Origin of the sequence: Pseudomonas sp. JUb52 (assembly GCF_004341115.1) — a bacterium.
Lineage (GTDB): Bacteria > Pseudomonadota > Gammaproteobacteria > Pseudomonadales > Pseudomonadaceae > Chryseomonas > Chryseomonas oryzihabitans.
Window position 1 is genome coordinate 82,829 of record NZ_SLYS01000001.1, and the last position, 25,169, is coordinate 107,997.

The window sequence follows — 25,169 nt, forward strand, 5'->3', positions numbered from 1 at the left end:
CCGCATTTTGCGGCGGGGGTAACGGTCTCGTGTTCGAAATGGTCAAAGCGGGCGGCTGGATGATGCTGCCGATCATCCTCAGTTCCATCCTGGCCACGGCCATCATCGCCGAGCGGCTGTGGACCCTCAGGCGCAGCCGGGTCGCACCGCCGACGCTGCTCGCCGAGGTCTGGCGCTGGATCCAGGACAAGCAGCTCAACGCCGAGCGGCTGCGCGAGTTGCGCGCCGGTTCGCCGCTGGGTGACATCCTCGCCGCGGGCCTGGCCAATTCCCGCCATGGCCGCGACATCATGAAAGAAGCCATCGAGGAAGCCGGCAGCCGCGTGGTGCACGACCTCGAGCGCTACCTCAACACCCTCGGCAGCATCGCCGCCCTGGCGCCCCTGATGGGCCTGCTGGGTACGGTGTTCGGCATGATCGACATCTTCAGCGCCTTCATGAACGACGGCATGGCCAATGCGCCCATCCTCGCCGGCGGCATCTCCAAGGCCCTGGTCACCACCGCCACCGGCCTGCTGGTGGCGATTCCCGCGGTGTTCTTCCATCGCTATCTGCTGCGTCGGGTCGATGAGCTGGTGGTGGGCATGGAGCAGGAAGCGGTCAAGCTGGTGGACATCCTTCACGGCGATCGCGAGGTGGACGTCCGCGAAGGAGCCCCGGCGTGAAATTCCGTCGCCGCGCCGGGGGCGCCGCTCGCGAAGAGGTCTATATCAACCTGGCGTCCTTCATCGACGTCATCTTCGTCCTGCTGCTGTTCTTCGTGGTGACCGCGACCTTCAGCAAGCCCAGCCAGCTGAAGATCGAACTGCCCGAGGCCGACAGCGCCGCCGCGGCCGCCAACCAGGGCAAGATCCTGGAGATCAGCATCACCGCCGAAGGGCAGATGGCGCTCAACGGCCAGACCCTGGCGCGCAACGACCTGACCGGCCTGACCACCGCGCTGCAACGCGAATCCGGCGGTGACAACAGCCTGCCGCTGGTGATCACCGCCGATGGCCGCGCCACCCACCAGGCGGTGGTCATGGCCATGGACGCTGCCGGCAAGCTGGGTTTCAGCCAGCTGCGCATCACCACCCTCGAGGCCCAGGCGAAACGGCCGTGAGCCTGGGCGAGCGCCTGGTCCGCGCCTGGTACCAGGGGCATCCGGCCCTGGGCCTGCTGGCGCCGCTCGAAGCCCTCTATCGCCGGGTCGCCCGGCGCAAGCGCCAGCGGTTCCTGGCGGGGCAGGGCAGCATCCATCGCGCGCCGGTGCCGGTCATCGTGGTGGGCAATCTCACCGTGGGCGGTACCGGCAAGACGCCCATGATCCTCTGGCTGATCGGCCATCTGCGCGCGCGTGGGCTGAGGGTTGGGGTGGTCAGCCGCGGCTATGGCGCCCAGCCGCCGAGTCTGCCCTGGCGGGTGCGGGCCAGCGACACCGCCGCCGTCGCCGGTGACGAACCGCTGCTGATCGTGCAGCGCACCGGAGTGGCGCTGGTGACGGATCCCGATCGCGGTCGCGCCGTCGAACGCCTGCTCGCCGAAGAATCGCTCGATGTCATCCTCAGCGACGACGGCCTGCAGCACTATCGCCTGGCCCGCGACCTGGAGCTGGTGATGGTCGATGCGGCGCGCGGCTTCGGCAATGGCCGCTGCCTGCCCGCCGGTCCCCTGCGCGAACCCCTGGAGCGCCTGGCCGAGGTGGACGCCGTGATCCACAACGGCGCCGCGGTCGATCCGGCCGACGGCTTCGGCCTGACCCTGCAGCCCAGTGCCCTGGTCAATCTGCGCAGCGGCGAGGCGCGACCGCTGGATTTCTTTCCGCCGGGGCAGCGCCTGCACGCCCTGGCCGGCATCGGCAACCCCGGGCGTTTCTTCGCCACCCTCGAAGGACTACACTGGCAGCCGTTGCCCCATGCCTTCGCCGATCACGCCACCTACAGCGCCGCGGACCTGACCTTCACCCCCGCGCTGCCGCTGGTGATGACCGAGAAGGACGCGGTCAAGTGCCGGTCCTTCGCCGCCGCCGACTGGTGGTACCTGGCGGTGGACGCCCAGCCCTCGGCCGCCTTCGTCGCGTGGCTGGACGGGCGTCTCGACCGCCTCCTGCCCGAACACTCTCACTGACGGAATCTCTGCCCATGGATCTCAAGCTGCTGGACATCCTCGCCTGCCCCCTGACCAAGAGCCCGCTGATCTTGAGCGACGACAAGACCGAGCTCATCAGCAAGGCCGCCGGCCTGGCCTTCCCGATTCGCGACGGCATCCCGGTGATGCTGGAAAGCGAGGCGCGCATCATCACCACGGACGAGCGTCTGGATAAATGAGCACCGCCTTCACCGTCGTCATTCCGGCGCGACTGGCCAGCACCCGGCTGCCCAACAAGCCGCTGCTCGACATCGCCGGCAAGCCGATGATCCAGCACGTCTGGGAGCAGGCCCGGCGCAGCGGCGCCGAGCAGGTGGTGGTGGCGACCGACCACGACGACATCCTGCGTGCCTGCGAAGGCTTCGGCGCGCGGGTCCTGCTGACCCGCGCCGACCATGCCTCGGGCACCGATCGCCTGGCCGAGGTGGCCGAATTGCTCGGCCTGGCCAACGACGCCCTGGTGGTCAACGTCCAGGGTGACGAGCCGCTGATTCCGCCGGCGGTGATCGATCAGGTGGCCGGCAATCTCGCTGCCCATCCCGAAGCCGGGGTAGCCACCCTGGCCGAGCCGATCAGTGACGTCGACAGCCTGTTCAATCCCAATGTGGTCAAGGTGAGCACCGACGTGAACGGCCTGGCGCTGACCTTCAGCCGGGCGCCGCTGCCCTGGGCGCGCACCGCCTTCGCCAGCGATCGCGCGCAGCTGCCCCAGGGCTTTCCCTATCGTCGCCACATCGGCATCTACGCCTATCGCGCCGGCTTCCTCGCCGACTTCGTCAGCTGGGGTCCCTGCGCCCTGGAGGAAACCGAAGCCCTGGAGCAATTGCGCGCCCTCTGGCACGGCGTGCGCATCCACGTCGCCGATGCCCTGGAAGCGCCCCAGGCCGGCGTGGATACCCTGGAAGACCTCGAACGCGTCCGTCGCCTGCTGGGAGCCTAGATGACCCTGCGCATCCTGTTCGTCTGCATGGGCAACATCTGCCGCTCGCCCACCGCCGAAGGCATCCTCAGGGCCAAGCTGCACACCGCCGGCCTGGCCGAGGCGGTGGAGCTGGACTCGGCCGGCACCGGCGACTGGCATGTCGGCAAGGCACCGGATGCCCGCGCCATCCAGGCCGCGGCGGGTCGCGGCTATGACATCGGCGACCTGCGTGCGCGCCAGGTCGCCAAGGACGATTTCCAGCGCTTCGACCTGATCCTGGCCATGGACCAGGACAACCTCGCCTGGCTGGAGCAATTGCGTCCGGGTGCGGGCGCCGTACCCGAACTCTTCCTGGCGCGCCAGGGCCTGGCGGTGGACGAAGTACCCGATCCCTATTACGGCGGTGCAGCCGGCTTCGAGCGGGTCCTCGATCTGCTGGAAAGCGCCTGCGATGGCCTGGTCGCCGAGGTGGCTGCCCGTCATGGTCGCTGAGCTGCAACAGCGGGTCCCGCTGCAGGGCCTCAATACCTTCGGTCTGGTGGCAGAAGCCGATCACTATCTGGAAGCCGCCAGTGACGCCGAGGTCCGCGCGGCCCTGGCGCTGGCCCGGCAGCTGGGCGTGCCCCTGCGGGTGCTGGGCGGTGGCAGCAACCTGGTCCTGCCCGAACGGGTCGAGGGCCTGGTAGTGCGGCTGACCTCGCGCGGCATCCGCCTGCTGGCGGAGGAGGGCGATGCCCTGCTGGTGGAGGCCGAAGCCGGTGAACCCTGGCATCCCTTCGTCATGACCACCCTGGCCAACGGCTGGTACGGCCTGGAAAATCTCAGCCTGATCCCCGGCACCGTCGGTGCCTCACCGATCCAGAACATCGGCGCCTATGGCGTCGAGCTCAAGGACAGATGCGCCGGGGTGACGGCGCTCGATCGCCACAGTGGCGAACTTCACGACCTGACCGCGGACGACTGCGCCTTCGCCTATCGCGAAAGCCGCTTCAAGGCCGAGGCCGGCCGCTGGATCGTGCTGCGGGTGCGCTTCCATCTCAGTCGCCAGCCGCAGCTGGTGCTCGACTATGGTCCGGTACGCCAGGCCCTGACCGAGGCGGGCGTCACGCAGCCGACCCCCGAGGCCGTCAGCGCGGCCATCTGCGGCATCCGCCAGAGCAAGCTGCCCGACCCGGCGGTGCTGGGCAATGCCGGCAGCTTCTTCAAGAATCCGGTGGTGACCGCTGCCGAAGCCGCCGCGCTGCAGGCCCGCTATCCAGGTCTGCCGACCTATCCCCAGGCCGACGGCAGCGTCAAGCTGGCCGCTGGCTGGCTGATCGACCAGGCTGGCTGGCGCGGTCATCGCGACGGTGCCGTGGGGGTGCATGCCGCCCAGGCGCTGGTGCTGGTCAACTTCGGCGGCGCCCGCAGTCGCGACGTCCTGAATCTGGCCGAGCGCATCCGCGCTTCGGTGCGCGAGCGCTTCGGCGTGACATTGGAGATGGAGCCGGGAAGCCTGACGTGACCGACGACGCCCCCGATGCCCAGCGCCGCCGCCTGCTGATCGCCACCACCTCCGCCGTCGGCGGCCTCGGACTGGTGGCGGGTAGCGTGCCCTTCGTCTGCGCGCTGCGGCCCAGTCGTTCGGCGGAGGTGGCGGCGGCGCCGGTCGAGGTGGATCTGAAGGCCCTGCGCGAAGGCGAGCAACTCACGGTGCAGTGGCGCGGCCAGCCGGTCTGCGTGCTGCGCCGCAGCGCGACGGACCAGGCCCGCCTGCTGGCGGACCAGGCCGGGCTCGCCGACCCGGATTCCCAGGAATCCAGCCAGCCACCCTATGTGGATCCACGGCTTAGATCGCGGCGGCCGGACATCTTCGTGGTCACCGCCATCTGCACCCACCTGGGCTGTATTCCCTCCCTGGACACCGCAACGACGAACCAAGGCTATCTCTGCCCCTGCCATGGCTCCCGGTTCGATCTGGCTGGCCGGGTCTATCGCGACCAGCCCGCGCCCTTGAATCTCGCCGTGCCGCCCTATCATTTCCGGGGCGACAACCTGCTGGTGATCGGCAGCGATGGGGAGGGGGCGACATGAACGACAACGAGCCCGGGTGGCTGGAGCGACGGCTGCCGATCGTCGCCTTCTGGCGACGCCATATCAGCGAATACCGGGTACCCCGCAACCTCAACGTCTTCTATCTGTTCGGTTCGCTGCTGGTCTTCATCCTGGCGCTGCAGGTGCTGACGGGGCTCTGGCTGCTGTTCGGCTACGAGCCGACAGTGAAGGGCGCCTTCGCCTCGGTCCAGCTGTTCATGCGCGAGGTGCCCTTCGGCTGGCTGATCCGCTACCTGCATGCGGTGGGCGCCTCGGCGCTGTTCGTCTGCCTCTATCTGCACATGCTGCGCGGCCTGCTCTATGGCTCCTATCGCGCGCCGCGGGAGCTGGTCTGGAGCTTTGGCGCGCTGCTCTATGTGCTCCTGCTGGCCCAGGCCTTCTTCGGCTATCTGCTGCCCTGGGGCCAGCTCTCCTACTGGGGCGCCCAGGTGTCCCTGAGCGCGGTCGAGGCGCTGCCCCTGGTGGGCCCGACCCTGGCCGACCTGCTGCGCGGTGGGGTAGTGCTGTCCGATGCCACCCTGCGGCGCTTCCAGGCCCTGCATGTGGTGGGCTTGCCGCTGCTGATCCTCACGCTGGTGAGCCTGCACGTCGTTGCCCTGCGCCAGACCGGCTCGAACAATCCCGCGGGTGACGAGCGCGAGGTCAGCGGTGCCGCCGGGGTGCCTTTCCATCCCTATCTGACGCTCAAGGACCTCTGTGGCCTAGCAGTCTTCCTGCTGGTGTTTCTCGCCGTGGTGCTGCTGGCGCCGGACCTGGGCGGACTGGTGCTGGAACCGGCCAACCAGCAGCCGGCCGATCCGCTGGTGACCCCCGCGCACATCGCGCCACCCTGGTACCTGGCACCCTTCTATGCGCTGCTGCGCGCGGTGCCGAGCAAGGCCGGCGGGCTCGGCCTGGCGGCCCTGGCCATCGCCCTGCTGTTCGTGCTGCCGTGGCTGGATCGCAGTCCGGCCCGCTCGGTCCGCCTCAAGGCCTGGCCGGCGCGACTGGGGCTGTACCTGGCCTGTCTGGCCTTTGTCGCCCTGGGCGTGCTGGGCGTGGTCGCGCTGACCGACCAGCGCTTGCTGCTGGCGCGCCTGGCCGCAGGGGTCTATTTCATCGGCCTGCTGGGCATGCCCTGGTACAGCAGGCTGGGTCGTCCGCGTGCGCCAGCGGAGTCCCTGACATGAGCCGCGTCCTGCTGCTGGGCCTGCTGCTGTTGTGCAGTGGTCTGGTCATCGGCGCCGAAGGCGATCCCCGGGCCGGTGCCATCAGCTTCGGCCGCTATTGCCTGGCCTGTCATGGCCAGGAGTATCAGCGCTTCGACCGGGTCGCCGCCGATCTCCACCTCGACCTCGCCAGCTGGGCGCCCGGACGCACCGCCAGCGCGCCCATGCTCGGGCTGCTCAAGCCCGAGGATGCCCGGCGTGCCTTTGGCAGCGTGCCGCCGGATCTCACCCTGATCGCCGCGGTGCGCGGCGAGGCCTGGCTGCGCGCCTTCCTGCAGGAATTCTACGTGGCGCCCGGGCGGCCGCTCGGGGTCGACAACCTCAGGGCACCCGGCACGCGCATGCCCGACGTCCTGGCCGCCCTGCGCGGACGCCAGGTGCGCGACTGCAGCGCGGGACGCTGCGTGCTGCGTCTGGAGCCTGGCAGCGGCGCCCAGACACCCGAGCAATTCGCGCGCACTGTCGACGATCTGGTCGTCTATCTCGGTTATTCCGCCGCGCCCGAGCGCAGCCTGGCCTGGCGCCTCGCGCCCTGGGTGCTGGGCTATCTGCTGCTGTTCGCCGTGCTGGCCTTCTGGCTCAAGCGCGAATTCTGGCGGCGATTGCCCGACAGTGAGCGATGAGACGGAGGCTTGTCTGAAAAGTCGCCGAGCGAAGGTGAGGCAAGGCAAAAATCAGCGAGGAAGCGGAGTTTACAAAGGGTAAATGAGCATTCCGAGCTGATTTTTAACGCAGCACCACCGATGCGCAGGCAGTTTTCAGACAAAGCCTAGGTGTCGGATGGCAAGGTGCGAGATAATCCCGCCTTTGCAGCTTCGCCCCCAACGGGGGAGGGACCCATGGGCGCCATAACCCGCCTGACCTGTTTCCATGATCCCGAGGATCACTACAGCCACCGGATCCGTCTGATCCTGGCGGAAAAGAACGTCGAGTGCGAACTGATCGCCGTGCGCCGGGGCAAGTGTCCGCGGCAGCTGGCCGAGCACAATCCCTATGGCACCGTGCCTACGCTGATGGATCGCGACTTGGTGCTCTATGGCACGGAGGTGCTCATGGAGTACCTCGAGGAACGCTATCCGCATCCGCCGCTGTTGCCGGCCTACCCGGTCACCCGTGGCCAGTCCCGCCTGCTGATGCATCGCATCGGCCGTGACTGGTGCAGCCTGGTGGATGCCATCCTGCAAGCGGCGCCGGGCGCCGACCTTGCCGCCGCGCGCAAGGAGCTGCGCGAGAGCCTGACTGGCGTGGCACCGATCTTTGCGGAAAAACCCTTTTTCCTGAGCGACGACTTTTCCCTGGTGGACTGTTGCCTGCTCCCCCTCCTGTGGCGCCTGCCGCGCCTGGGCGTCGACTTGCCCCGGGCCGCCAAGCCGTTGCAGGACTACATGGATCGCATGTTCGCGCGCGACAGTTTCCGATCCAGTCTTTCGGTCACCGAGCGTGAGATGCGCTAGAGGAGAACCCCATGAATTCCAGTCGCCCCTACCTGGTCCGCGCGCTCTATGAGTGGATCGTGGACAACGACTGCACGCCCCATCTGCTGGTCAATGCCGACTACGCCGAGGTGCGCGTGCCACCGGGCTATGCCAACGACGGCCAGATCGTGCTGAACGCCTCGCCCAGTGCCGTGCGTGATCTGCACATGGACAACGAGGCCGTGAGCTTCAACGGCCGCTTCGGCGGCGTGGCCTACAACCTCTATGTCCCGATCGGCGCCATCCTGGCCATCTACGCCCGGGAGAACGGCCAGGGCATGGTCTTCGACAGCGAGCCCAGCCCGCCGGATGATCAGGGTCCCGACACTGGCGGCAGCAAGCCCGAGGCGCCCAAGCCGGCACCGGCGCGGCCGAGTCTGAAAGTGGTCAAGTGATCCCTGCCTGCCGCGAAGTCTCTTTGCGGCAGGCAAGAAAAAGCCCCTGTCGGCGCTGCCGGCAGGGGCTTTTTCGTCGACCAGGCGAACTCAGCGCTTGAGCGAAGCCGGCAGGTGCGGCTGGATCTGGGTCAGCAGGCCGCGGAAGCACTTGGGGTTGCCGGCGACGATGTGGCCCTTCTCGAGGAAGTCGTGGCCACCGTTGAAGTCACCGATCAGGCCACCGGCTTCCTGCACCAGCAGGGCGCCTGCGGCCATGTCCCATTCGGACAGACCCATTTCCCAGAAGGCGTCGAAACGACCGGCGGCGACATAGGCCAGGTCCAGGGCGGCGGAACCGGCGCGACGGATGCCGGCGGTCTGGCCGATCAGGCTGCGGAACATGCCCAGGTAGTTGTCCAGGTGATCGACGTCATTGGCACGGAAGGGGAAGCCGGTACCCAGCAGGGCGCCTTCCAGGCTGCGGCGGTTGGTGACGCGGATGCGGCGACCGTTCAGGGCGGCACCGCGACCCCGGCTGGCGGTGAATTCTTCCTGGCGCACCGGATCCAGGACCACGGCATGCTCCAGGCGGCCCTTGTACTTGCAGGCGATGCTCACCGAGAAGTGCGGGACGCCACGGATGAAGTTGGTGGTGCCGTCCAGCGGGTCGACGATCCAGACGTAGTCGGCGCCTTCGCCTTCGCCCGCCAGATAGCCGGATTCCTCACCGTAGAAACCATGGGTGGGGTAGGCCTTGCGCAGAGTGGCGAGAATGGTCTGCTCGGCGGCCCGGTCGACTTCGGAGACGAAGTCGTTGGCGCCTTTTTCGTCGACGGCGATCACGTCCAGGCGCTCAATCGAACGGAAAATCAGTTCACCGGCGCTGCGGGCCGCGCGCAGTGCGATGTTCAGCATGGGCTGCATGGATAAATCACCTGGGTTGTATAAGGAAAGCCGGCAATGATAGCAGACTTCGCGGCACTGGAAGGGGTATTCGTGGCAAGCGGGCGCGTGTGGGCGTAGTATACGGCGCCGATTTCCCGCGTCCGCTCGAGGATAGCCATGTGCTGAACAACATCCGCGTCGTTCTGGTCAATACCAGCCATCCCGGCAACATCGGCGGTGCCGCCCGGGCAATGAAGAACATGGGCCTGTCGCGCCTCTACCTGGTCGATCCCGAGGACTTTCCCAGTGGTGAGGCCAATGCCCGCGCCTCCGGGGCCAACGACGTGCTCGACGCCGCCATCGTCGTCGACACTCTGGAAGAGGCCCTGACCGGCTGCAGCCTGGTGCTGGGCACCAGCGCTCGCGATCGTCGCATTCCCTGGCCGCTGCTGGATCCGCGCGAATGCGCGACCACCTCTCTGGCCCAGGTGGAGCAGGGCGGCGAGGTGGCCCTGGTATTCGGGCGCGAGTATGCCGGCCTGACCAACGAGGAGTTGCAGCGCTGCCACTACCACGTACACATCCCCTCGGATCCGGCCTTCGGTTCGCTCAACCTCGCCGCGGCGGTCCAGGTACTGGTGTACGAGGTGCGCATGGCCTGGCTCGCCGCGCAGAACCAGCCGACCAAGATGAACAAGGTCGAGGCCACCGCCATGCTCAACACCCAGCCGGTGACAGTGGAGGAGCTGGAGCTCTATTACGAGCATCTGGAGCAGACCCTGGTGGAGATCGGCTTTCTCGACCCGGCCAAGCCGCGCCACCTGATGAGTCGCCTGCGCCGCCTCTATGGCCGCGCCGGCATCAGCAAGCTGGAAATGAACATCCTGCGCGGCATCCTCACCGAAACCCAGAAGGCCGCCCGTGGCGAATCCCATCCGCGGACTATCCCCCCGATAGATAATGCCTGAGTGATTTGGTCGGTTTTAAAGTTGACCTTTTTTGTCGGGAATCCGATAATCGGGGTCATCCGATGCAACCCGCTCGAGTTCGTCATGAGACTGACCACCAAAGGCCGCTATGCCGTAACCGCCATGCTCGACCTGGCGCTGCATGCCCAGCGGGGCCCGGTGTCGCTGGCCGACATTTCCGAGCGGCAGGGCATTTCGCTGTCCTATCTGGAGCAGCTGTTTGCCCGGCTGCGCCGCGGCTCGCTGGTCAATAGCGTGCGCGGTCCCGGCGGCGGCTATCAGCTGGCGCGCGACATGGGTGGTATCCATGTCGCCCAGGTGATCGATGCCGTCAACGAATCCGTGGATGCCACCCGCTGCCAGGGCAGTGGGGGTTGTCACCAGGGTGATACCTGCCTGACCCACCACCTCTGGTGCGACCTGAGCGATCAGATCCACACCTTTCTCAGTGGCATCACCCTGGCCGACCTGGTCGCCCGCAACGAGATCCAGCAGGTTGCCAAGCGTCAGGACACCAAGGTCTGTGCCAGCAAGCAATCGCCTTTAGCGGTCGAAAAAATCGAAGCGTCCACCATCGACTGAGCAGAGACGCCCGTCTGATTAGGAGTAACCGATGAAATTGCCGATCTACCTAGACTATTCCGCCACCACGCCCGTCGATCCGCGCGTCGCTCAGAAGATGAGCGAGTGCCTGCTAGTGGACGGCAACTTTGGCAACCCCGCATCGCGCTCCCACCTGTTCGGCTGGAAGGCCGAGGAAGCCGTGGAAAACGCCCGTCGTCAGGTGGCCGAACTGGTCAATGCCGACCCGCGCGAAATCGTCTGGACCTCCGGTGCCACCGAGTCCGACAACCTGGCCATCAAGGGCGCCGCGCACTTCTACCAGAACAAGGGCAAGCACCTGATCACCTCCAAGATCGAGCACAAGGCGGTATTGGATACCACCCGTCAGCTCGAGCGCGAAGGCTTCGAGGTCACCTACCTCGAGCCGGGCGAAGACGGCCTGATCACCCCCGAGATGGTCGAGGCGGCGCTGCGTGACGACACCACCCTGGTGTCCATCATGCACGTCAACAACGAGATCGGTACCGTCAACGACATCGCCGCCATCGGCGAGCTGACCCGCTCCCGTGGCGTGCTCTTCCACGTCGATGCCGCCCAGTCCACCGGCAAGGTCGAGATCGATCTGGAAAAGCTCAAGGTCGACATGATGTCCTTCTCGGCACACAAGACCTATGGTCCCAAGGGCATTGGCGCCCTCTATGTCCGCCGCAAGCCGCGCGTACGTATCGAGGCCCAGACCCATGGTGGCGGTCATGAGCGTGGCATGCGTTCGGGTACCCTGGCGACCCACCAGATCGTCGGCATGGGCGAAGCCTTCCGCATCGCCAAGGAAGAGATGGTCCAGGAAAATGCCCGCATCAAGGCCCTGAGCGATCGCTTCTATCGGCAGTTCGAAGGCCTGGAAGAGGTCTACCTGAACGGCAGCCTGATCCATCGCGTGCCGCACAACCTGAACCTGAGCTTCAACTACGTCGAAGGCGAGTCGCTGATCATGGCGCTCAAGGACCTGGCGGTCTCGTCCGGCTCGGCCTGTACCTCGGCCTCCCTGGAGCCGTCCTACGTCCTGCGCGCCCTGGGTCGCAACGACGAGCTGGCGCACAGCTCCATCCGCTTCACCTTCGGTCGCTTCACCACCGAAGAAGACGTCGACTATGCCGCGAGCAAGGTCACCGAAGCCGTCAACAAGTTGCGTGAATTGTCCCCGCTGTGGGACATGTTCAAAGAAGGCGTAGACCTGAGTCAGGTCGAGTGGCAAGCCCACTGACCCACCCCCTGATGAGTAAGGATTGAACCATGGCATACAGTGAAAAGGTCATCGACCACTACGAAAATCCGCGCAACGTCGGCAAGTTCGACGCTGCCGATCCGGATGTCGGCACCGGCATGGTCGGCGCTCCCGCTTGCGGCGACGTGATGCGCCTGCAGATCAAGGTCAACGAGCAGGGCATCATCGAAGATGCCAAGTTCAAGACCTACGGCTGTGGCTCCGCCATCGCCTCCAGCTCCCTGGCCACCGAGTGGATGAAGGGCAAGAGCATCGAGGAAGCGGCGTCGATCAAGAACAGCATGATCGCCGAAGAACTGGCCCTGCCGCCGGTGAAGATCCACTGCTCGGTACTCGCCGAAGACGCCATCAAGGCGGCGGTCAGCGACTACAAGCAGAAGAAAGGCCTGCTCTAAGGAGGAACCATGGCGATCAGCATGACCGAGTCCGCCGCCCGCCACGTGCAGCGCTCCCTCGATGGACGCGGCAAGGGTGAGGGCATCCGCCTGGGCGTTCGTACCACGGGCTGCTCGGGACTGGCCTACGTACTCGAGTTCGTCGATGAATTCGCGGCCGAGGACCAGGTGTTCGAAAGCCATGGCGTCAAGGTCATCATCGACCCCAAGAGCCTGGTCTACCTGGACGGCACCGAGCTGGATTTCGTGCGCGAAGGCCTCAACGAGGGCTTCAAGTTCAACAATCCCAACGTGCGTGGCGAGTGTGGCTGCGGCGAAAGCTTCAACATCTGAGGCCCGCCATGGGTAAGCCCTGTCACTTCGCCCTGTTCGAGATCAAGCCCGCCTTCGAGATCGACCAGGCGGGTCTGGCCTCGCGCTATCGCGATCTGGCCCGCACGGTCCATCCGGATCGGTTCGCCGATGCGCCGGAGCGCGAGCGGCGCCAGGCGCTGGAGCGCTCGGCCGAGCTCAACGAGGCCTATCACGTGCTGCGTGCTCCGTCGCGCCGCGCGCGCTACCTGCTGGAGCTCGAAGGGCACGAGATGCCGCTCGAGGCGACCATCCAGGACACCGATTTCCTCATGCAGCAACTGCAGTGGCGCGAGGAGTTGGAAGACCTGCAGGACGCCGGCGACAGCGCGGGCATCCCCGCCTTCCGCCAGCGCCTCAAGGATGCCCAGCGCGACATCGAGCAGGCCTTCGCCGCGATCTGGAAGGATCCCGCCCAGCGCGAGCCTGCCGAGCGCCTGGTCCGTCGCATGCAGTTTCTCGACAAGCTGGCCAGCGAGATCCGCCAGCTCGAAGAGCGCCTGGACGATTAATCACAGGTGTCGCTCCGGCACCGACAACCATAAGCCGACTAGCCAATGGCTCTATTGCAGATAGCCGAACCCGGAATGGCGCCCAAGCCGCACCAGCGCAAGCTGGCGGTGGGCATCGATCTGGGCACCACCAATTCCCTCGTGGCCGCCGTCCGCAGTGGCGTGGCCGAGACCCTGCCCGATCTGCAGGGCGAGGTGATCCTGCCGTCCGCCGTACGCTATGCCGCCGCCGGCGTGGAAGTGGGGGCGGGCGCCAAGGCCGCTGCCGCCCAGGATCCCTTCAACACCGTTCTTTCCGTCAAGCGCCTCATGGGGCGTGGCATCGCCGACGTCAAGCAGCTGGGCGAGCAATTGCCCTATCGCTTCGTCGCCGGCGAATCGGAAATGCCCTTCATCGATACCGCTGCCGGGCGCAAGAGTCCGGTAGAGGTCTCCGCCGACATCCTGCGGGTACTGCGCGAGCGCGCCGAAGCCACCTTGGGTGGCGAGCTGGTCGGCGCCGTCATCACCGTGCCGGCCTACTTCGACGATGCCCAGCGCCAGGCGACCAAGGACGCGGCCCGCTTCGCCGGCCTGAATGTCCTGCGCCTGCTCAACGAGCCCACCGCGGCGGCCGTGGCCTATGGCCTGGACCGGGGCGAGGAGGGCGTGGTCGCCATCTATGACTTGGGTGGCGGCACCTTCGACATCTCCATCCTGCGCCTGACCCGCGGCGTATTCGAAGTCATGGCCACCGGTGGCGACAGCGCCCTGGGCGGTGACGATTTCGATCACGCCATCGCCGGCTGGATCGTCCAGCAGGCCGGGCTGTCCAGCGATCTGGACCCGGGCACCCAGCGGCGTCTGCTGCAGAGCGCCTGCGCCGCCAAGGAAGCCCTGTCGGCCGCCGAGCGCGTCGAGGTCAGTCATGGCGACTGGTCGGGGGTGCTGGAGCGCAGCACCTTCCAGGAACTCATCGCGCCGCTGGTCGCGCGCAGCCTCAAGGCCTGTCGCCGCGCCCTGCGCGATGCGGAAGTGGAGCCGGCGGATATCCGCGCCGTGGTCATGGTCGGCGGTTCCACCCGCGTGCCCTATGTCCGCGAAGCCGTGGGCGAGTTGTTCGACTGCACCCCGCTCACCGACATCGATCCGGATCGCGTGGTCGCCATCGGCGCCGCCCTGCAGGCCGATTCCCTGGCCGGCAACCGCGCTGGCGAAGAATTGCTGCTGCTGGACGTCATCCCGCTGTCCCTGGGTCTCGAGACCATGGGCGGGTTGATGGAGAAGATCATTCCGCGCAACACCACCATCCCGGTGGCGCGGGGCCAGGACTTCACCACCTATCGCGACGGCCAGACCGCCATGCTGGTGCATGTACTGCAGGGCGAGCGCGAACTGGTCAAGGACGCCCGCTCCCTGGCGCGCTTCGAGCTGCGTGGCTTTCCGCCCATGGTCGCCGGTGCCGCCAAGATCCGCGTCACCTTCCAGGTCGATGCCGACGGCCTGCTCGGCGTCAGCGCCCGCGAGCTGTCCAGCGGCGTGGAAGCCAGCGTCCAGGTCAAGCCGTCCTATGGCCTGACCGATGGCGAGATCGCCAACATGCTGCAGGACTCCTTCCGCCACGCCGGAGACGACATGCAGGCCCGCGCGCTGCGCGAGCAGCAGGTCGAGGCCCGGCGGCTGATCGAGGCGGTCACCGCCGCGCTGGCCGTCGATGGCGAGCGCCTGCTGGACGCCGAGGAGCGTCAGGTGATCGCGCTGGAAATCGGCCGGCTGGCCGAGTTGCTGGACGCCACCGACGTCCAGGCGCTCGAAGAGCAGACCAAGCGTCTTTCTCACGTAACCGATGCCTTCGCCGCCCGGCGGATGAACGCCTCGGTCAAGGCGGCCCTGGCGGGTCGCCGTCTCAACGATATCGAGGAGTAGTTCCATCATGCCGCAGATCAAACTGCTGCCCCACGCCGAGCACTGCCCCGAGGGCGCGGTCTTCGAAGCCAGCGAAGGCGAAACCATCATCGCCGCGGCCCTGCGCAACGGCATCGACATCGAGCACGCCTGCGAGATGTCCTGTGCCTGCACCACCTGCCACGTGGTCATCCAGGAAGGCTTCGACTCCCTCGAGCCCTCCGATGAACTCGAAGACGACATGCTGGACAAGGCCTGGGGCCTGGAGATGCGTTCGCGCCTGTCCTGCCAGGCGGTAGTTGGCAGCGAAGACCTGGTGGTGGAGATTCCGCGCTACACCATCAACCAGGTTTCCGAAGGCCACTGAGGACAGCTGTCATGGCACTGAAATGGACCGATGTGCTGGATATCGCCATCGAACTCAACGATGCCCATCCCGACGTGGATCCGCGCTACGTGAATTTCCTCAAGCTGCGCAACTGGGTCGTGGAGCTGCCGGAATTCGACGACGATCCCCAGCGGGGCGGCGAGAAGGTGCTGGAGGCCATCCAGGCCGCCTGGATCGAAGAGTCCGCCTGACGCATCGCCCGTACCGCGCTACGCTTTTCACCGGGACCCGCGTATAATCCGCGGGTTTCGTTTTTGCTCTATTCCCACATTCGGAGTTCACATGTCTGTTCAACGTACCCTGTCGATCATCAAGCCCGATGCCGTATCCAAGAATGTCGTCGGTGAGATCGTCACCCGCTTCGAGAAGGCTGGCCTGCGCGTCGTCGCTGCCAAGATGGTCCAGCTGTCCGAGCGCGAAGCCGGTGGCTTCTACGCCGAACACAAGGAGCGTCCCTTCTTCAAGGATCTGGTCTCCTTCATGACCTCCGGTCCGGTCGTGGTTCAGGTGCTGGAAGGCGACAACGCCATCGCCAAGAACCGTGAGCTGATGGGCGCCACCGATCCCAAGAAGGCCGACGCCGGTACCATCCGTGCCGACTTCGCCGTCTCCATCGACGAAAACGCCGTCCACGGTTCGGACTCCGAAGCGTCCGCCGCTCGCGAGATCTCCTACTTCTTCGCAGCCACCGAAGTCTGTGAGCGCATCCGCTAAGGATGAGCGCCGGCCAGGGAAGCGGCCAGCCCGCCTTCCTGGCACCGCCCGCGCCCTGCGCGGGTTTCAAACAGATTTCGTCGAGGTGATCCCATGACCACAGCCACCGATAAGGTCAATCTGCTGGGCCTGACCCAGCCGCAACTCGAGTCGTTCTTCGAGTCCATCGGGGAGAAGCGCTTTCGCGCCGGCCAGGTCATGAAGTGGATCCATCACTTCGGCATCGACGATTTCGACGCCATGAGCAACCTGGGCAAGGCGCTCAAGGAAAAGCTCAAGGCCGCCGCGGAAATCCGTGGCCCCGAGATCGTCAGCGAGGACATCTCCCGCGACGGCACCCGCAAGTGGGTGATCCGCGTCGCTTCCGGCAGCTGCGTCGAGACCGTCTACATCCCGCAGAACGGCCGCGGCACCCTGTGCGTGTCGTCCCAGGCCGGTTGCGCGCTGGACTGCAGCTTCTGCTCCACCGGCAAGCAGGGCTTCAACAGCAACCTCACCGCCGCCGAGGTGATCGGCCAGGTGTGGATCGCCAACAAGTCCTTTGGCAGCGTGCCGGCCAAGATCGACCGTGCCATCACCAACGTGGTGATGATGGGCATGGGCGAGCCCCTGCTGAACTTCGACAACGTCGTCTCCGCCATGCGCATCATGATGGACGACCTCGGCTACGGCATCTCCAAGCGCAAGGTCACGCTGTCGACCTCGGGCGTAGTGCCGATGATCGAAGAGCTGGCCAAGCACGTCGACGTCTCCCTGGCGCTGTCGCTGCATGCGCCCAACGATGAGCTGCGCAACGAGCTGGTACCGATCAACCGCAAGTATCCCCTGGCCATGCTGCTCGACGCCTGCCAGAGATACATCGGCCAACTGGGCGAGAAGCGCGTCCTGACCATTGAGTACACCCTGCTCAAGGACGTCAACGACCTGCCCGAGCATGCCCTGCAGATGATCGAGCTGCTGCGCAACGTGCCCTGCAAGATCAACCTGATTCCCTTCAATCCCTTCCCGCACTCCGGGTACGAGCGGCCGAGCAAGAACGCCACCCGCCGTTTTCAGGAGCTGCTCCAGCAGGCCGGTTTCAACGTCACGGTGCGCACCACCCGCGGTGACGACATCGATGCGGCCTGCGGCCAGCTGGTGGGGCAGGTCATGGACCGCACCCGCCGCAGCCAGCGCTATATCGCCGTTCGCCAGCTCGACGGTGCCGAAACCGTAACGCCGCTCCAGGGCTGAGGGCGCGACCATGGCGATCACGCGCTTTGCGGCTGTCGCGCTCGCCCTGGTGGTCGGCGGTCTCGCCGGCTGCGTGACCGAGGGTGACCGCAACCCCATGGATACCCGCCAGGGGCGGATGCAGGCCCGTGATGCCTACATCCAGCTCGGCCTCGGCTATGTCCAGCAGGGCAACACCGAGCAGGCCAAGGTACCGCTGAAGAAGGCCCTGGAGCTGGATTCGTCCAGCGCCGACGCCCATGCCGCCCTCGGGCTGGTGTTCCAGGCCCAGGGCGAGACCCAGCTGGCCGATCAGGAATATCGCCTGGCCCTGCGCGAGCGGCCCCGCGATGCCCGCATCCTCAACAACTATGGCAGCTTCCTGTATGAGCAGGGGCGCTACAAGGATGCCTACGAACGTTTCACTCAGGCGACCGAAGACACCCTGTATCCCGAGCGCGCGCGGGTGTTCGAGAATCTCGGCCTGACCGCCCTGCGACTCAATCAGGTCGACTTGGGCAAGGAAAATCTGGAAAAATCCCTGCGGCTGGATCGCAATCAGCCCAGGGCCCTGTTCGAATTGGCTCAACTGGCCTACCAGACGCGCGACTACGTGCCGTCCCGGAGCTATTACCAGGCCTTCAGCCAGCTCAGTCCCCAGGATGCCCGCAGCCTGTTGCTCGGGATCCGCCTCGCCGAGGTGTTCAACGATCGCAACACCGCCGCGAGCTATGCCCTGCAGCTGAAGCGCCTCTACCCGAACTCACCTGAATATCGTCAACTTCAGTCGGAGCAGAAATGACCGCAGTGCAATCCGAAGCGGTACACGCCGGACGGGGCAATCCCGGTGAGATCTTGCGTCAGAAGCGTCTGGAACTCGGCTGGAGCCAGGCCCAGGTCGCCCAGAATCTCAACCTCAGCGAGCGCATCATCGAGCAGCTCGAGTCCGGCAACTATCAGCAGATGCCCGGGCACACCTTTGCCCGCGGCTATACCAAGGCCTATGGCAAGCTGCTCGGCCTGGACCAGGTCGAACTGGTGCGGACCTTCGACGGCTACACCGGCACCGATGCCAAGGGCAGCACCGTGCACAGCCTGGGTCGCCTCGACGAGCCGGTACGGCTGTCGCGCAATGTCCTGAGATTCGTGAGTTTCATCCTGGTGGTGCTGATCATCGCCATGGGCCTGTTCTGGTGGCAGGAGCGCAGTCGCCAGGCCTCCAGCGCCAGTGCCGTGAGCATGGAGCATGTCGAGGTCGAGGGTGCCGACGGCAAGACCGAGATCCATCCCATCGACGAGCCGGAAGAACAGCCCCCGGTCACGGCCCAGCAGCCGGCCGCCACCCTGCCGTCCCCGGTGGGTACGCCGACGCCGGATGCCAATGCCGTTGCCGCCATGACCGCCCCCACCGCCGCGCCCGCCCCGGTCCCGGTAACGGGTTCGACTGCGCCAGCGCCCACGGCACCCGCCGCCGCGACCCCGGCCGCGCCTGCCGCGGCTCCCGTCGCCGGCAGCGACAGCCTGAACATCCGCTTCACCGCCAGTTGCTGGACGCAGGTCAGCGACGGTAGCGGCAAGATCCTCTTCAGTGGCGTGAAGAAAGGTGGCGAAAGCCTCGAATACGCCTCGATCAAGGCGCCGGTGAACATCCGTCTCGGCTTCGCCCGCGGTGCCCAGATCACCTACAACGGCCAGGTCGTCGACCTCGCGCCTTACACCAAGGGCGAGACCGCCCGCATCAAACTCGGTCAGGCCGGACAATGACGTCCGGCGACCCCATGGGAAACCAGCATGCATAGCGAATCGCCCATCAAACGTCGGTTGTCCCGCAAGATCTGGGTCGGCTCGGTGCCGGTCGGCGGCGATGCCCCCATTGCCGTGCAGAGCATGACCAACACCGAAACCTGCGACGTCGACGCCACCGTGGCGCAGATCCAGCGCCTGCAGGACGCCGGTGCCGACATCGTGCGGGTCTCGGTGCCCGACATGGACGCCGCCGAAGCCTTCGGTCGCATCAAGCAGCGCGTCAGCCTGCCGCTGGTGGCCGACATCCACTTCGACTACAAGATCGCCCTGCGCGTGGCCGAGCTGGGCGTGGATTGCCTGCGCATCAACCCCGGCAACATCGGTCGCGAAGACCGGGTCAAGGCGGTGGTCGACGCGGCCCGCGAGCGCGGCATCCCGATCCGCATCGGCGTCAACGCCGGTTCGCTGGAAAAGGACCTGCAGAAGAAATACGGCGAGCCCACCCCGGAAGCCCTGGTGGAATCGGCCATGCGCCACGTCGATCATCTGGAGAAGCTGGACTATCCGGACTTCAAGGTCAGCGTGAAGGCCAGTGACGTCTTCATGGCCGTGGCCGCCTATCGCCAGCTGGCCACCCGCATCGAGCAGCCGCTGCACCTGGGCATCACCGAAGCCGGCGGTCTGCGCTCGGGCACGGTGAAATCCGCCGTGGGTCTGGGCATGCTCTTGGCCGAAGGCATCGGCGACACCATCCGCATTTCGCTCGCGGCCGATCCGGTCGAGGAGATCAAGGTCGGTTTCGACATCCTCAAGTCGCTGCGCCTGAGATCCCGCGGCATCAACTTCATCGCCTGCCCGAGCTGCTCGCGGCAGAACTTCGATGTGGTCAAGACCATGAACGAACTGGAAGGGCGCCTGGAGGACCTGCTGGTGCCCCTGGACGTCGCGGTGATCGGTTGCGTGGTCAACGGCCCCGGTGAAGCCAAGGAGGCCCATGTCGGCCTGACCGGGGGTACGCCCAACAACCTGGTGTACATCGACGGCAAGCCGGCCTCCAAGCTGAACAACGACAATCTGGTGGACGAGCTGGAAGGGCTCATCCGCCGCAAGGCGGCCGAAAAGGCCGAAGCGGATGCCGCGCTCATCGCGCGCAGCTGAAAGATCAAGGAATAAGGCCCTTTCGTGAGCAAGTCTCTGCAAGCCATCCGTGGCATGAACGATATCCTGCCGGAGCAGACCCCGGCCTGGCGCTACCTGGAACGTACCTTCGCAACGCTGCTCGACGGCTATGGCTACCACGAGATCCGTCTGCCCATCATGGAGTTCACCGAACTCTTCGCCCGCGGCATCGGCGAGGGCACCGACGTGGTGGACAAGGAGATGTACACCTTCCTCGACCGCAACGAAGAGTCCCTGACCCTGAGGCCGGAAGGCACCGCGGGTTGCGTGCGGGCCGTGCTCGAACACGGCATGACCGGCGGTGGCCAGGTGCAGAAGCTCTGGTACGCCGGCCCGATGTTCCGCTACGAGAAGCCGCAGAAGGGCCGCTATCGCCAGTTCCACCAGATCGGCGTGGAGGTCTTCAACCTGCCCGGTCCGGACATCGACGCCGAACTGATCGTGCTCACCGCGCGCCTCTGGCAGCGCCTGGGCCTGACCGACGCCGTCACCCTGCAGCTCAACAGCCTGGGTTCCAGCGCCGATCGCGCGCGCTATCGCGAAGCCCTGGTGGCCTATCTGCAGGAACGCTTCGAGCAACTCGATGAAGACAGCCAGCGCCGCCTGACCACCAATCCGCTGCGCATCCTCGACAGCAAGAACGCCCAGACCCAGGCGCTGCTGCAGGACGCCCCGACCCTGGCGGACTACCTGGACGACGAATCCCGCGCCCACTTCGATGGCCTCAAGGCCCGCCTGGACGCCGCCGGCATTCGCTACCAGATCAATCCCAAGCTGGTGCGTGGCCTGGACTACTACGGCCGGACCGTATTCGAGTGGGTCACCGACAAGCTGGGCGCCCAGGGCACCGTCTGCGCCGGTGGCCGCTACGATGGCCTGATCACCCAGTTCGGCGGCAAGCCCACCCCGGGTGTCGGCTTCGCCATGGGCGTCGAGCGCCTGGTACTGCTGCTGGAAACCCTGGAGTGCCTGCCCGGTGACCTGCAGCGCCCCGCCGATCTCTATCTCTGCGCCTTTGGCGAGGCGGCCGAACTGGCCGGTCTCAAGCTGGCCGAGCAGCTGCGAGATGCCCGTCCCGACCTGCGTCTGCTGGTCAACGCCGGCGCCGGCAGCTTCAAGAGCCAGTTCAAGAAGGCCGACAAGAGCGGCGCGCTCTGGGCGATGATCCTGGGTGAGGACGAACTGGCCGCACAACAGGTGGCGCTCAAGCCGCTGCGTGGCGAGGCGCCCCAGGAAAAGGTCGATTTCGCGGCCCTGGCCGCTCGTCTGGACGAGATTTTGCCCCCGGCCGGTTCCGGTCGCGGGAATTGAGGAGAACGGATTTGAGTTCCATCGACGACGACAATCTGGTGGTCGCCAAGGCCTGGTGGCAGCGTAACGGCAAGCCGCTGGTGGCCGGTGGCGTCATCGCCCTGGTGGCGGTACTCGGCTGGCAGGGCTGGCAGCGCTATCAGAACAACCAGGCGCAAGGCGCCTCGGTGCTCTATCAGCAACTGGTGGAAGCCGCGCTGGCGCCCGGTGGCAAGGTCGACACCGCACGGGTGACCGATACCTACGGCAAGCTCAAGCAGGATTATTCCGGCACCGCCTACGCCCAGTACGGCAGTCTCTTCGTCGCCAAGGTGGCGGTGGAGAACAATCGCCTGGATGACGCCGCCGCCGAACTCAAGGCCGTGGTGGAAAAGCCCCACGATGCCGAACTCGGCGAGCTGGCGCGTCAGCGTCTGGCCCGGGTGCTGGCGGCCGAGGGCAAGGCCGAAGAGGGCCTCAAACTGCTGGATGGCGAGGCGCCAAAGGCCTATGTCGCCAACCGCGAAGAATTGCGTGGCGACCTGCTGGTGGCGCTGAAGAAGCCGACCGAGGCCCGCGCCGCCTACGAAAAAGCCCGCGCCGCGCTGCCCAACGATGCAGCCGAAGGCGTGCTGCAGATGAAACTCGATGATCTCGCCAAAGGAGACGCCTGATGTTGCGCTGGAAGCCTATCGCGGTACTGGGTCTCGCCCTTGCGGTCGTCGGGTGCAGCAGCACCGGCAAGAAGGAACTGCCGCCGGCCGAGCTGAAGGACATCAAGGCCGAGGTCCGGCTGGATGAAGTCTGGAGTCGCTCGGTGGGCGACGGCCAGGGCAAGGAATACAACCGCCTGGTACCGGCCGTGGACGGCCAGACGATCTTTGCCGCCGATGCCGATGGCCGGGTCATGGCGATGAATCGCGAAACCGGTCAGGTGCTGTGGAAGAAGGACCTGGACCTGCCGGTCTCCGGCGGCGTCGGGGTCGGTTCCGGTCTGGTGCTGGTCGGTACCCTGCGTGGCCAGGTGATCGCCCTCGACGCCGGCAGTGGCGACGAGAAGTGGCGTGCCCAGGCCTCCAGCGAGGTGCTGTCCGCTCCGGTCGTCAACAATGACGTGGTGGTGGTGCAGTCCCAGGACGACAAGCTGCAGGCCTTCGAGCTGGGCAGTGGTACCCGTCGCTGGATCTACGAAGACACCCAGCCGGTGCTGAGTCTGAGGGGCACCGGTGCCCCCCTGGTCACCAACCAGGTGGTGATGGCCGGTTTCGCCAGCGGCAAGGTGGTCGCCCTGGACGTGCAGCGTGGCCTGCCGCTGTGGGAACAGCAGGTCGCCGTGCCCAAGGGTCGCTCCGAGCTGGAGCGCATCGTGGACGTGGACGGCGGCCTGTCGCTGTCGGGCGATACCCTCTATGTGGTCAGCTACAACGGCCGCGTGGTCGCGCTCAATCCGGCCAACGGCCAGATCCTCTGGCAGCGTGACGCCTCCAGCTACGACGGCGTGGCCGAAGGCTTCGGCAACGTCTACCTGAGCCTGGACAACGGCACCGTGGAAGCCGTCGAGGAATCCTCGACCTCCGCGCTCTGGACCAACGCCGATCTGGCCCGTCGCCAGCTCACCGGGCCGGTGGTCTGGTCGAGCAACGTGGTGGTGGGCGACTACGCCGGCTACATCCACCTGCTGAGCCAGGTCGATGGACGTTTCGTCGGTCGCACCAAGGTCGACGGTGACGGCGTCCGGGTACGGCCACTGGTCGTCGGCGACATGCTCTACGTTTACGGCAATGGCGGTAAACTCGTCGCCTATCGTCTGCGCTAGAAACTCTTATCCTCAACCGATGGCCGCTACCGTGAAGTTCGGTAGCGGCCATCGTGTTTTCTGCTCTGGGAGAGCCGCATGGTTCCCGTAATTGCCCTGGTGGGGCGGCCGAACGTCGGCAAATCCACGCTTTTCAACCGCCTGACCAAGACCCGGGACGCCATCGTCGCCGACTTCGCCGGCCTGACCCGCGATCGCAAGTACGGCGAAGCCAAGTGGCAGGGGCGCACCTATATCGTGGTCGACACCGGCGGTATCTCCGGTGACGAGGAAGGCATCGACCTGAAGATGGCCGAGCAGTCGCTGCAGGCCATCGAAGAATCCGATGCGGTGCTGTTCCTAGTGGACTCTCGCGATGGCATGACCGTCGCCGATCAGATGATCGCCGAGCACCTGCGCAAGAGGAACAAGCGCACCTTCCTGGTGGCCAACAAGGTCGACACCGTCGATCCCGAGATCGCCCGGGCGGAATTCAGCCCGCTGGCCATCGGCGATGCCTATCCCATCGCGGCGGCCCATGGGCGCGGCGTGAACAACCTGCTGGAAGCCGCCCTGGGCATCTTCCCCAAGGACGAGGTCGAGGTCGAAGAGCTCTCCGAGGAGCAGGTGCGGGCGGCCGCGGAAGAGGGCGGTGACGTCTTCCGGCGCGTGCAGGGCATCGACGAGACCACCGGCATCAAGATCGCCGTGATCGGTCGACCCAACGTTGGCAAGTCGACTCTGGTCAACCGCATGCTCGGCGAAGAGCGGGTGATCGTCTATGACCAGGCCGGCACCACGCGCGACAGCATCTACATCCCCTTCGAGCGCAACGAAGAACGCTACACCCTGATCGACACCGCCGGCGTGCGGCGTCGCGGCAAGGTCTTCGAGGCGGTCGAGAAGTTCTCGGTGGTCAAGACGCTGCAGGCGATCCAGGACGCCAACGTGGTGATCTTCGTCATGGACGCTCGCGAGGGCGTGGTCGAGCACGACCTCAACCTGCTCGGCTTCGTGCTGGAGACCGGTCGCGCCCTGGTGATCGCCCTCAACAAATGGGACGGCATGGAGTCCGGCGAGCGCGATTACGTCAAGACCGAACTGGAACGCCGGCTGCTGTTCGTCGACTTCGCCGACATCCACTTCATCTCGGCGCTGCATGGCACCGGCGTGGGCCATCTGTACAAGTCGGTGCAGCAGTCCTTCGCCTCGGCCACTACCCGCTGGCCCACCAGCCGCCTGACCCAGATCCTCGAGGACGCGGTGCAGGAGCACCAGCCGCCGATGGTCAGCGGGCGCCGCATCAAGCTGCGCTATGCCCACCTGGGCGGCGCCAATCCGCCGCTGATCGTCATCCACGGCAACCAGACGGAAGCGGTGCCCAAGTCCTATACCCGCTACCTGGAAAAGACCTATCGCCGGGTGCTCAAACTGGTGGGTACGCCGATCCGCATCGAATACCGCGGTGGCGAGAACCCCTTCGAGGGCAAGAAGAACACCCTCACCGAGCGCCAGGTCAACAAGAAGCGCCGGTTGATGAGCCACCACAAGAAGGCCGAGAAGAAGCGCAAGGACAAGCGCCGGTAGACCGGCAGGACGTTGCGCAGGGAAGGGGGCTCAGGAGAGCCCCCTTTTCTTTGGGAAGAATTCCTTTGCAGCATCCTCTCCAGTGGAAAAGGCTGCGCCGTTTTCCACGCTACGTAATCAGCCTTAAAGGCCATGCGGGCCGACTCTTGCGGAACGCTGAGGTTCTGTTGATCGCGGCCATGGGCCGCTCCTGCAGGATTCGAGCTTTTGT

The 25,169-nt window shown here is 66.1% G+C and carries 31 protein-coding genes; 30 read left to right on the forward strand and 1 reads right to left on the reverse strand.

From position 1 onward, the window contains the following. Positions 1-29 precede the first annotated feature (29 nt). The 12 genes from EC839_RS00365 (at position 30) to EC839_RS00420 (ending at position 8,221) form a co-directional block, all read left to right on the forward strand. Complete coding sequence (locus EC839_RS00365) at positions 30-665, forward strand: MotA/TolQ/ExbB proton channel family protein (protein ID WP_132831746.1); 636 nt, start codon at positions 30-32, stop codon at positions 663-665. Further along, positions 662-1,102 carry a biopolymer transporter ExbD gene (locus EC839_RS00370; protein WP_007162404.1) on the forward strand — a complete coding sequence of 147 codons (441 nt, stop codon included), beginning with the start codon at positions 662-664 and terminating at the stop codon, positions 1,100-1,102. Before EC839_RS00365 ends, EC839_RS00370 begins: the two co-directional genes overlap by 4 nt. After that, positions 1,099-2,106, forward strand: coding sequence for a tetraacyldisaccharide 4'-kinase (gene lpxK, locus EC839_RS00375; RefSeq protein WP_132831747.1), 1,008 nt, complete (start codon positions 1,099-1,101; stop codon positions 2,104-2,106). The genes EC839_RS00370 and lpxK overlap by 4 nt, the downstream gene beginning before the upstream one ends. A 14-nt stretch (positions 2,107-2,120) precedes the next feature. Continuing rightward, positions 2,121-2,306 carry a Trm112 family protein gene (locus tag EC839_RS00380; protein ID WP_007162406.1) on the forward strand — a complete coding sequence of 62 codons (186 nt, stop codon included), beginning with the start codon at positions 2,121-2,123 and terminating at the stop codon, positions 2,304-2,306. Further along, positions 2,303-3,067 (forward strand): 3-deoxy-manno-octulosonate cytidylyltransferase, encoded by a 765-nt coding sequence (gene kdsB / locus EC839_RS00385; RefSeq protein WP_132831748.1) that lies wholly within the window; start codon positions 2,303-2,305, stop codon positions 3,065-3,067. Before EC839_RS00380 ends, kdsB begins: the two co-directional genes overlap by 4 nt. After that, on the forward strand, positions 3,068-3,541 hold the full coding sequence (locus EC839_RS00390; RefSeq protein WP_132831749.1) for a low molecular weight protein-tyrosine-phosphatase: 474 nt from the start codon (positions 3,068-3,070) through the stop codon (positions 3,539-3,541). Beyond that, positions 3,531-4,553: a UDP-N-acetylmuramate dehydrogenase gene (gene murB / locus EC839_RS00395; RefSeq protein WP_132831750.1), complete on the forward strand. Its 1,023-nt coding sequence runs from the start codon at positions 3,531-3,533 to the stop codon at positions 4,551-4,553. The genes EC839_RS00390 and murB overlap by 11 nt, the downstream gene beginning before the upstream one ends. Continuing rightward, complete coding sequence (gene petA / locus EC839_RS00400; protein WP_132831751.1) at positions 4,550-5,122, forward strand: ubiquinol-cytochrome c reductase iron-sulfur subunit; 573 nt, start codon at positions 4,550-4,552, stop codon at positions 5,120-5,122. Before murB ends, petA begins: the two co-directional genes overlap by 4 nt. Next, the gene (locus EC839_RS00405) at positions 5,119-6,312 is read left to right on the forward strand and encodes a cytochrome bc complex cytochrome b subunit (protein ID WP_256680889.1); all 1,194 of its coding nucleotides are present in this window, start codon (positions 5,119-5,121) and stop codon (positions 6,310-6,312) included. Before petA ends, EC839_RS00405 begins: the two co-directional genes overlap by 4 nt. After that, positions 6,309-6,974: a cytochrome c1 gene (locus EC839_RS00410; RefSeq protein WP_132831752.1), complete on the forward strand. Its 666-nt coding sequence runs from the start codon at positions 6,309-6,311 to the stop codon at positions 6,972-6,974. The genes EC839_RS00405 and EC839_RS00410 overlap by 4 nt, the downstream gene beginning before the upstream one ends. Before the next feature lie 216 nt (positions 6,975-7,190). Then, complete coding sequence (locus EC839_RS00415; protein ID WP_132831753.1) at positions 7,191-7,805, forward strand: glutathione S-transferase N-terminal domain-containing protein; 615 nt, start codon at positions 7,191-7,193, stop codon at positions 7,803-7,805. Positions 7,806-7,816: 11 nt separating this feature from the next. Beyond that, positions 7,817-8,221, forward strand: a complete 405-nt coding sequence (locus EC839_RS00420) for a ClpXP protease specificity-enhancing factor (RefSeq protein ID WP_007162414.1) — start codon at positions 7,817-7,819, stop codon at positions 8,219-8,221. A gap of 90 nt (positions 8,222-8,311) precedes the next feature. Here EC839_RS00420 and suhB read toward each other — a convergent pair whose 3' ends face one another. Then, positions 8,312-9,127: an inositol-phosphate phosphatase gene (gene suhB, locus EC839_RS00425; protein WP_007162415.1), complete on the reverse strand. Its 816-nt coding sequence runs from the start codon at positions 9,125-9,127 to the stop codon at positions 8,312-8,314. A 140-nt stretch (positions 9,128-9,267) separates the two neighbouring features. Here suhB and trmJ point away from each other — a divergent pair, with 140 nt between their 5' ends. The 18 genes from trmJ to der all read left to right on the forward strand — a co-directional run bounded on the left by trmJ (position 9,268) and on the right by der (position 24,958). Continuing rightward, positions 9,268-10,056, forward strand: coding sequence for a tRNA (cytosine(32)/uridine(32)-2'-O)-methyltransferase TrmJ (trmJ, locus tag EC839_RS00430; RefSeq protein WP_027598346.1), 789 nt, complete (start codon positions 9,268-9,270; stop codon positions 10,054-10,056). A gap of 84 nt (positions 10,057-10,140) precedes the next feature. Continuing rightward, a complete protein-coding gene (gene iscR, locus EC839_RS00435) occupies positions 10,141-10,638 on the forward strand; it encodes a Fe-S cluster assembly transcriptional regulator IscR (protein ID WP_027598345.1) in 498 nt (165 codons plus the stop codon). Positions 10,639-10,669: 31 nt separating this feature from the next. Then, positions 10,670-11,884, forward strand: a complete 1,215-nt coding sequence (locus EC839_RS00440; RefSeq protein ID WP_007162418.1) for an IscS subfamily cysteine desulfurase — start codon at positions 10,670-10,672, stop codon at positions 11,882-11,884. A 29-nt stretch (positions 11,885-11,913) separates the two neighbouring features. Continuing rightward, complete coding sequence (gene iscU, locus EC839_RS00445; protein WP_007162419.1) at positions 11,914-12,300, forward strand: Fe-S cluster assembly scaffold IscU; 387 nt, start codon at positions 11,914-11,916, stop codon at positions 12,298-12,300. A gap of 9 nt (positions 12,301-12,309) precedes the next feature. Next, the gene (gene iscA / locus EC839_RS00450; RefSeq protein WP_007162420.1) at positions 12,310-12,633 is read left to right on the forward strand and encodes an iron-sulfur cluster assembly protein IscA; all 324 of its coding nucleotides are present in this window, start codon (positions 12,310-12,312) and stop codon (positions 12,631-12,633) included. 8 nt (positions 12,634-12,641) lie between these two features. Continuing rightward, positions 12,642-13,163: a co-chaperone HscB gene (gene hscB / locus EC839_RS00455; RefSeq protein ID WP_132831754.1), complete on the forward strand. Its 522-nt coding sequence runs from the start codon at positions 12,642-12,644 to the stop codon at positions 13,161-13,163. A gap of 45 nt (positions 13,164-13,208) precedes the next feature. Then, a complete protein-coding gene (gene hscA / locus EC839_RS00460; protein WP_132831755.1) occupies positions 13,209-15,068 on the forward strand; it encodes a Fe-S protein assembly chaperone HscA in 1,860 nt (619 codons plus the stop codon). A 7-nt stretch (positions 15,069-15,075) separates the two neighbouring features. Beyond that, positions 15,076-15,414 (forward strand): ISC system 2Fe-2S type ferredoxin, encoded by a 339-nt coding sequence (fdx, locus tag EC839_RS00465; protein WP_132831756.1) that lies wholly within the window; start codon positions 15,076-15,078, stop codon positions 15,412-15,414. A gap of 11 nt (positions 15,415-15,425) precedes the next feature. Then, positions 15,426-15,626, forward strand: coding sequence for a Fe-S cluster assembly protein IscX (gene iscX, locus EC839_RS00470; protein ID WP_007162424.1), 201 nt, complete (start codon positions 15,426-15,428; stop codon positions 15,624-15,626). A 91-nt stretch (positions 15,627-15,717) separates the two neighbouring features. Then, on the forward strand, positions 15,718-16,149 hold the full coding sequence (ndk, locus tag EC839_RS00475; protein ID WP_007162425.1) for a nucleoside-diphosphate kinase: 432 nt from the start codon (positions 15,718-15,720) through the stop codon (positions 16,147-16,149). Positions 16,150-16,242: 93 nt separating this feature from the next. Continuing rightward, positions 16,243-17,382, forward strand: a complete 1,140-nt coding sequence (gene rlmN / locus EC839_RS00480) for a 23S rRNA (adenine(2503)-C(2))-methyltransferase RlmN (RefSeq protein ID WP_132831757.1) — start codon at positions 16,243-16,245, stop codon at positions 17,380-17,382. 10 nt (positions 17,383-17,392) lie between these two features. Then, positions 17,393-18,163 (forward strand): type IV pilus biogenesis/stability protein PilW, encoded by a 771-nt coding sequence (gene pilW / locus EC839_RS00485; RefSeq protein ID WP_132831758.1) that lies wholly within the window; start codon positions 17,393-17,395, stop codon positions 18,161-18,163. Then, a complete protein-coding gene (locus tag EC839_RS00490) occupies positions 18,160-19,125 on the forward strand; it encodes a helix-turn-helix domain-containing protein (RefSeq protein ID WP_132831759.1) in 966 nt (321 codons plus the stop codon). The genes pilW and EC839_RS00490 overlap by 4 nt, the downstream gene beginning before the upstream one ends. A gap of 27 nt (positions 19,126-19,152) precedes the next feature. Continuing rightward, positions 19,153-20,265 (forward strand): flavodoxin-dependent (E)-4-hydroxy-3-methylbut-2-enyl-diphosphate synthase, encoded by a 1,113-nt coding sequence (gene ispG / locus EC839_RS00495; protein ID WP_058759998.1) that lies wholly within the window; start codon positions 19,153-19,155, stop codon positions 20,263-20,265. A gap of 24 nt (positions 20,266-20,289) precedes the next feature. Beyond that, the gene (hisS, locus tag EC839_RS00500; protein ID WP_007162430.1) at positions 20,290-21,597 is read left to right on the forward strand and encodes a histidine--tRNA ligase; all 1,308 of its coding nucleotides are present in this window, start codon (positions 20,290-20,292) and stop codon (positions 21,595-21,597) included. Between the two features lie 11 nt (positions 21,598-21,608). After that, the gene (locus EC839_RS00505; protein WP_132831760.1) at positions 21,609-22,250 is read left to right on the forward strand and encodes a tetratricopeptide repeat protein; all 642 of its coding nucleotides are present in this window, start codon (positions 21,609-21,611) and stop codon (positions 22,248-22,250) included. Continuing rightward, positions 22,250-23,392, forward strand: a complete 1,143-nt coding sequence (gene bamB, locus EC839_RS00510) for an outer membrane protein assembly factor BamB (protein WP_132831761.1) — start codon at positions 22,250-22,252, stop codon at positions 23,390-23,392. The genes EC839_RS00505 and bamB overlap by 1 nt, the downstream gene beginning before the upstream one ends. A gap of 78 nt (positions 23,393-23,470) precedes the next feature. After that, entirely contained in the window at positions 23,471-24,958 is a 1,488-nt protein-coding gene (der, locus tag EC839_RS00515) for a ribosome biogenesis GTPase Der (protein WP_132831762.1), read from the forward strand. Positions 24,959-25,169 lie beyond the last annotated feature (211 nt).

Bases quoted from the DNA above. Each gene is read 5' to 3' on its own strand.
- EC839_RS00420 (WP_007162414.1), top strand. From the start codon at position 7,817: ATGAATTCCAGTCGCCCCTACCTGGTCCGCGCGCTCTATGAGTGGATC.
- EC839_RS00490 (WP_132831759.1), top strand. From the start codon at position 18,160: ATGACCGCAGTGCAATCCGAAGCGGTACACGCCGGACGGGGCAATCCC.
- kdsB (WP_132831748.1), top strand. From the start codon at position 2,303: ATGAGCACCGCCTTCACCGTCGTCATTCCGGCGCGACTGGCCAGCACC.
- iscA (WP_007162420.1), top strand. From the start codon at position 12,310: ATGGCGATCAGCATGACCGAGTCCGCCGCCCGCCACGTGCAGCGCTCC.
- pilW (WP_132831758.1), top strand. From the start codon at position 17,393: ATGGCGATCACGCGCTTTGCGGCTGTCGCGCTCGCCCTGGTGGTCGGC.
- ispG (WP_058759998.1), top strand. From the start codon at position 19,153: ATGCATAGCGAATCGCCCATCAAACGTCGGTTGTCCCGCAAGATCTGG.
- fdx (WP_132831756.1), top strand. From the start codon at position 15,076: ATGCCGCAGATCAAACTGCTGCCCCACGCCGAGCACTGCCCCGAGGGC.
- iscR (WP_027598345.1), top strand. From the start codon at position 10,141: ATGAGACTGACCACCAAAGGCCGCTATGCCGTAACCGCCATGCTCGAC.
- bamB (WP_132831761.1), top strand. From the start codon at position 22,250: ATGTTGCGCTGGAAGCCTATCGCGGTACTGGGTCTCGCCCTTGCGGTC.
- EC839_RS00415 (WP_132831753.1), top strand. From the start codon at position 7,191: ATGGGCGCCATAACCCGCCTGACCTGTTTCCATGATCCCGAGGATCAC.
- hscB (WP_132831754.1), top strand. From the start codon at position 12,642: ATGGGTAAGCCCTGTCACTTCGCCCTGTTCGAGATCAAGCCCGCCTTC.
- der (WP_132831762.1), top strand. From the start codon at position 23,471: ATGGTTCCCGTAATTGCCCTGGTGGGGCGGCCGAACGTCGGCAAATCC.
- hscA (WP_132831755.1), top strand. From the start codon at position 13,209: ATGGCTCTATTGCAGATAGCCGAACCCGGAATGGCGCCCAAGCCGCAC.
- iscU (WP_007162419.1), top strand. From the start codon at position 11,914: ATGGCATACAGTGAAAAGGTCATCGACCACTACGAAAATCCGCGCAAC.
- EC839_RS00390 (WP_132831749.1), top strand. From the start codon at position 3,068: ATGACCCTGCGCATCCTGTTCGTCTGCATGGGCAACATCTGCCGCTCG.
- iscX (WP_007162424.1), top strand. From the start codon at position 15,426: ATGGCACTGAAATGGACCGATGTGCTGGATATCGCCATCGAACTCAAC.
- EC839_RS00380 (WP_007162406.1), top strand. From the start codon at position 2,121: ATGGATCTCAAGCTGCTGGACATCCTCGCCTGCCCCCTGACCAAGAGC.
- murB (WP_132831750.1), top strand. From the start codon at position 3,531: ATGGTCGCTGAGCTGCAACAGCGGGTCCCGCTGCAGGGCCTCAATACC.
- EC839_RS00410 (WP_132831752.1), top strand. From the start codon at position 6,309: ATGAGCCGCGTCCTGCTGCTGGGCCTGCTGCTGTTGTGCAGTGGTCTG.
- EC839_RS00405 (WP_256680889.1), top strand. From the start codon at position 5,119: ATGAACGACAACGAGCCCGGGTGGCTGGAGCGACGGCTGCCGATCGTC.
- suhB (WP_007162415.1), bottom strand. From the start codon at position 9,127: ATGCAGCCCATGCTGAACATCGCACTGCGCGCGGCCCGCAGCGCCGGT.
- ndk (WP_007162425.1), top strand. From the start codon at position 15,718: ATGTCTGTTCAACGTACCCTGTCGATCATCAAGCCCGATGCCGTATCC.
- rlmN (WP_132831757.1), top strand. From the start codon at position 16,243: ATGACCACAGCCACCGATAAGGTCAATCTGCTGGGCCTGACCCAGCCG.
- EC839_RS00440 (WP_007162418.1), top strand. From the start codon at position 10,670: ATGAAATTGCCGATCTACCTAGACTATTCCGCCACCACGCCCGTCGAT.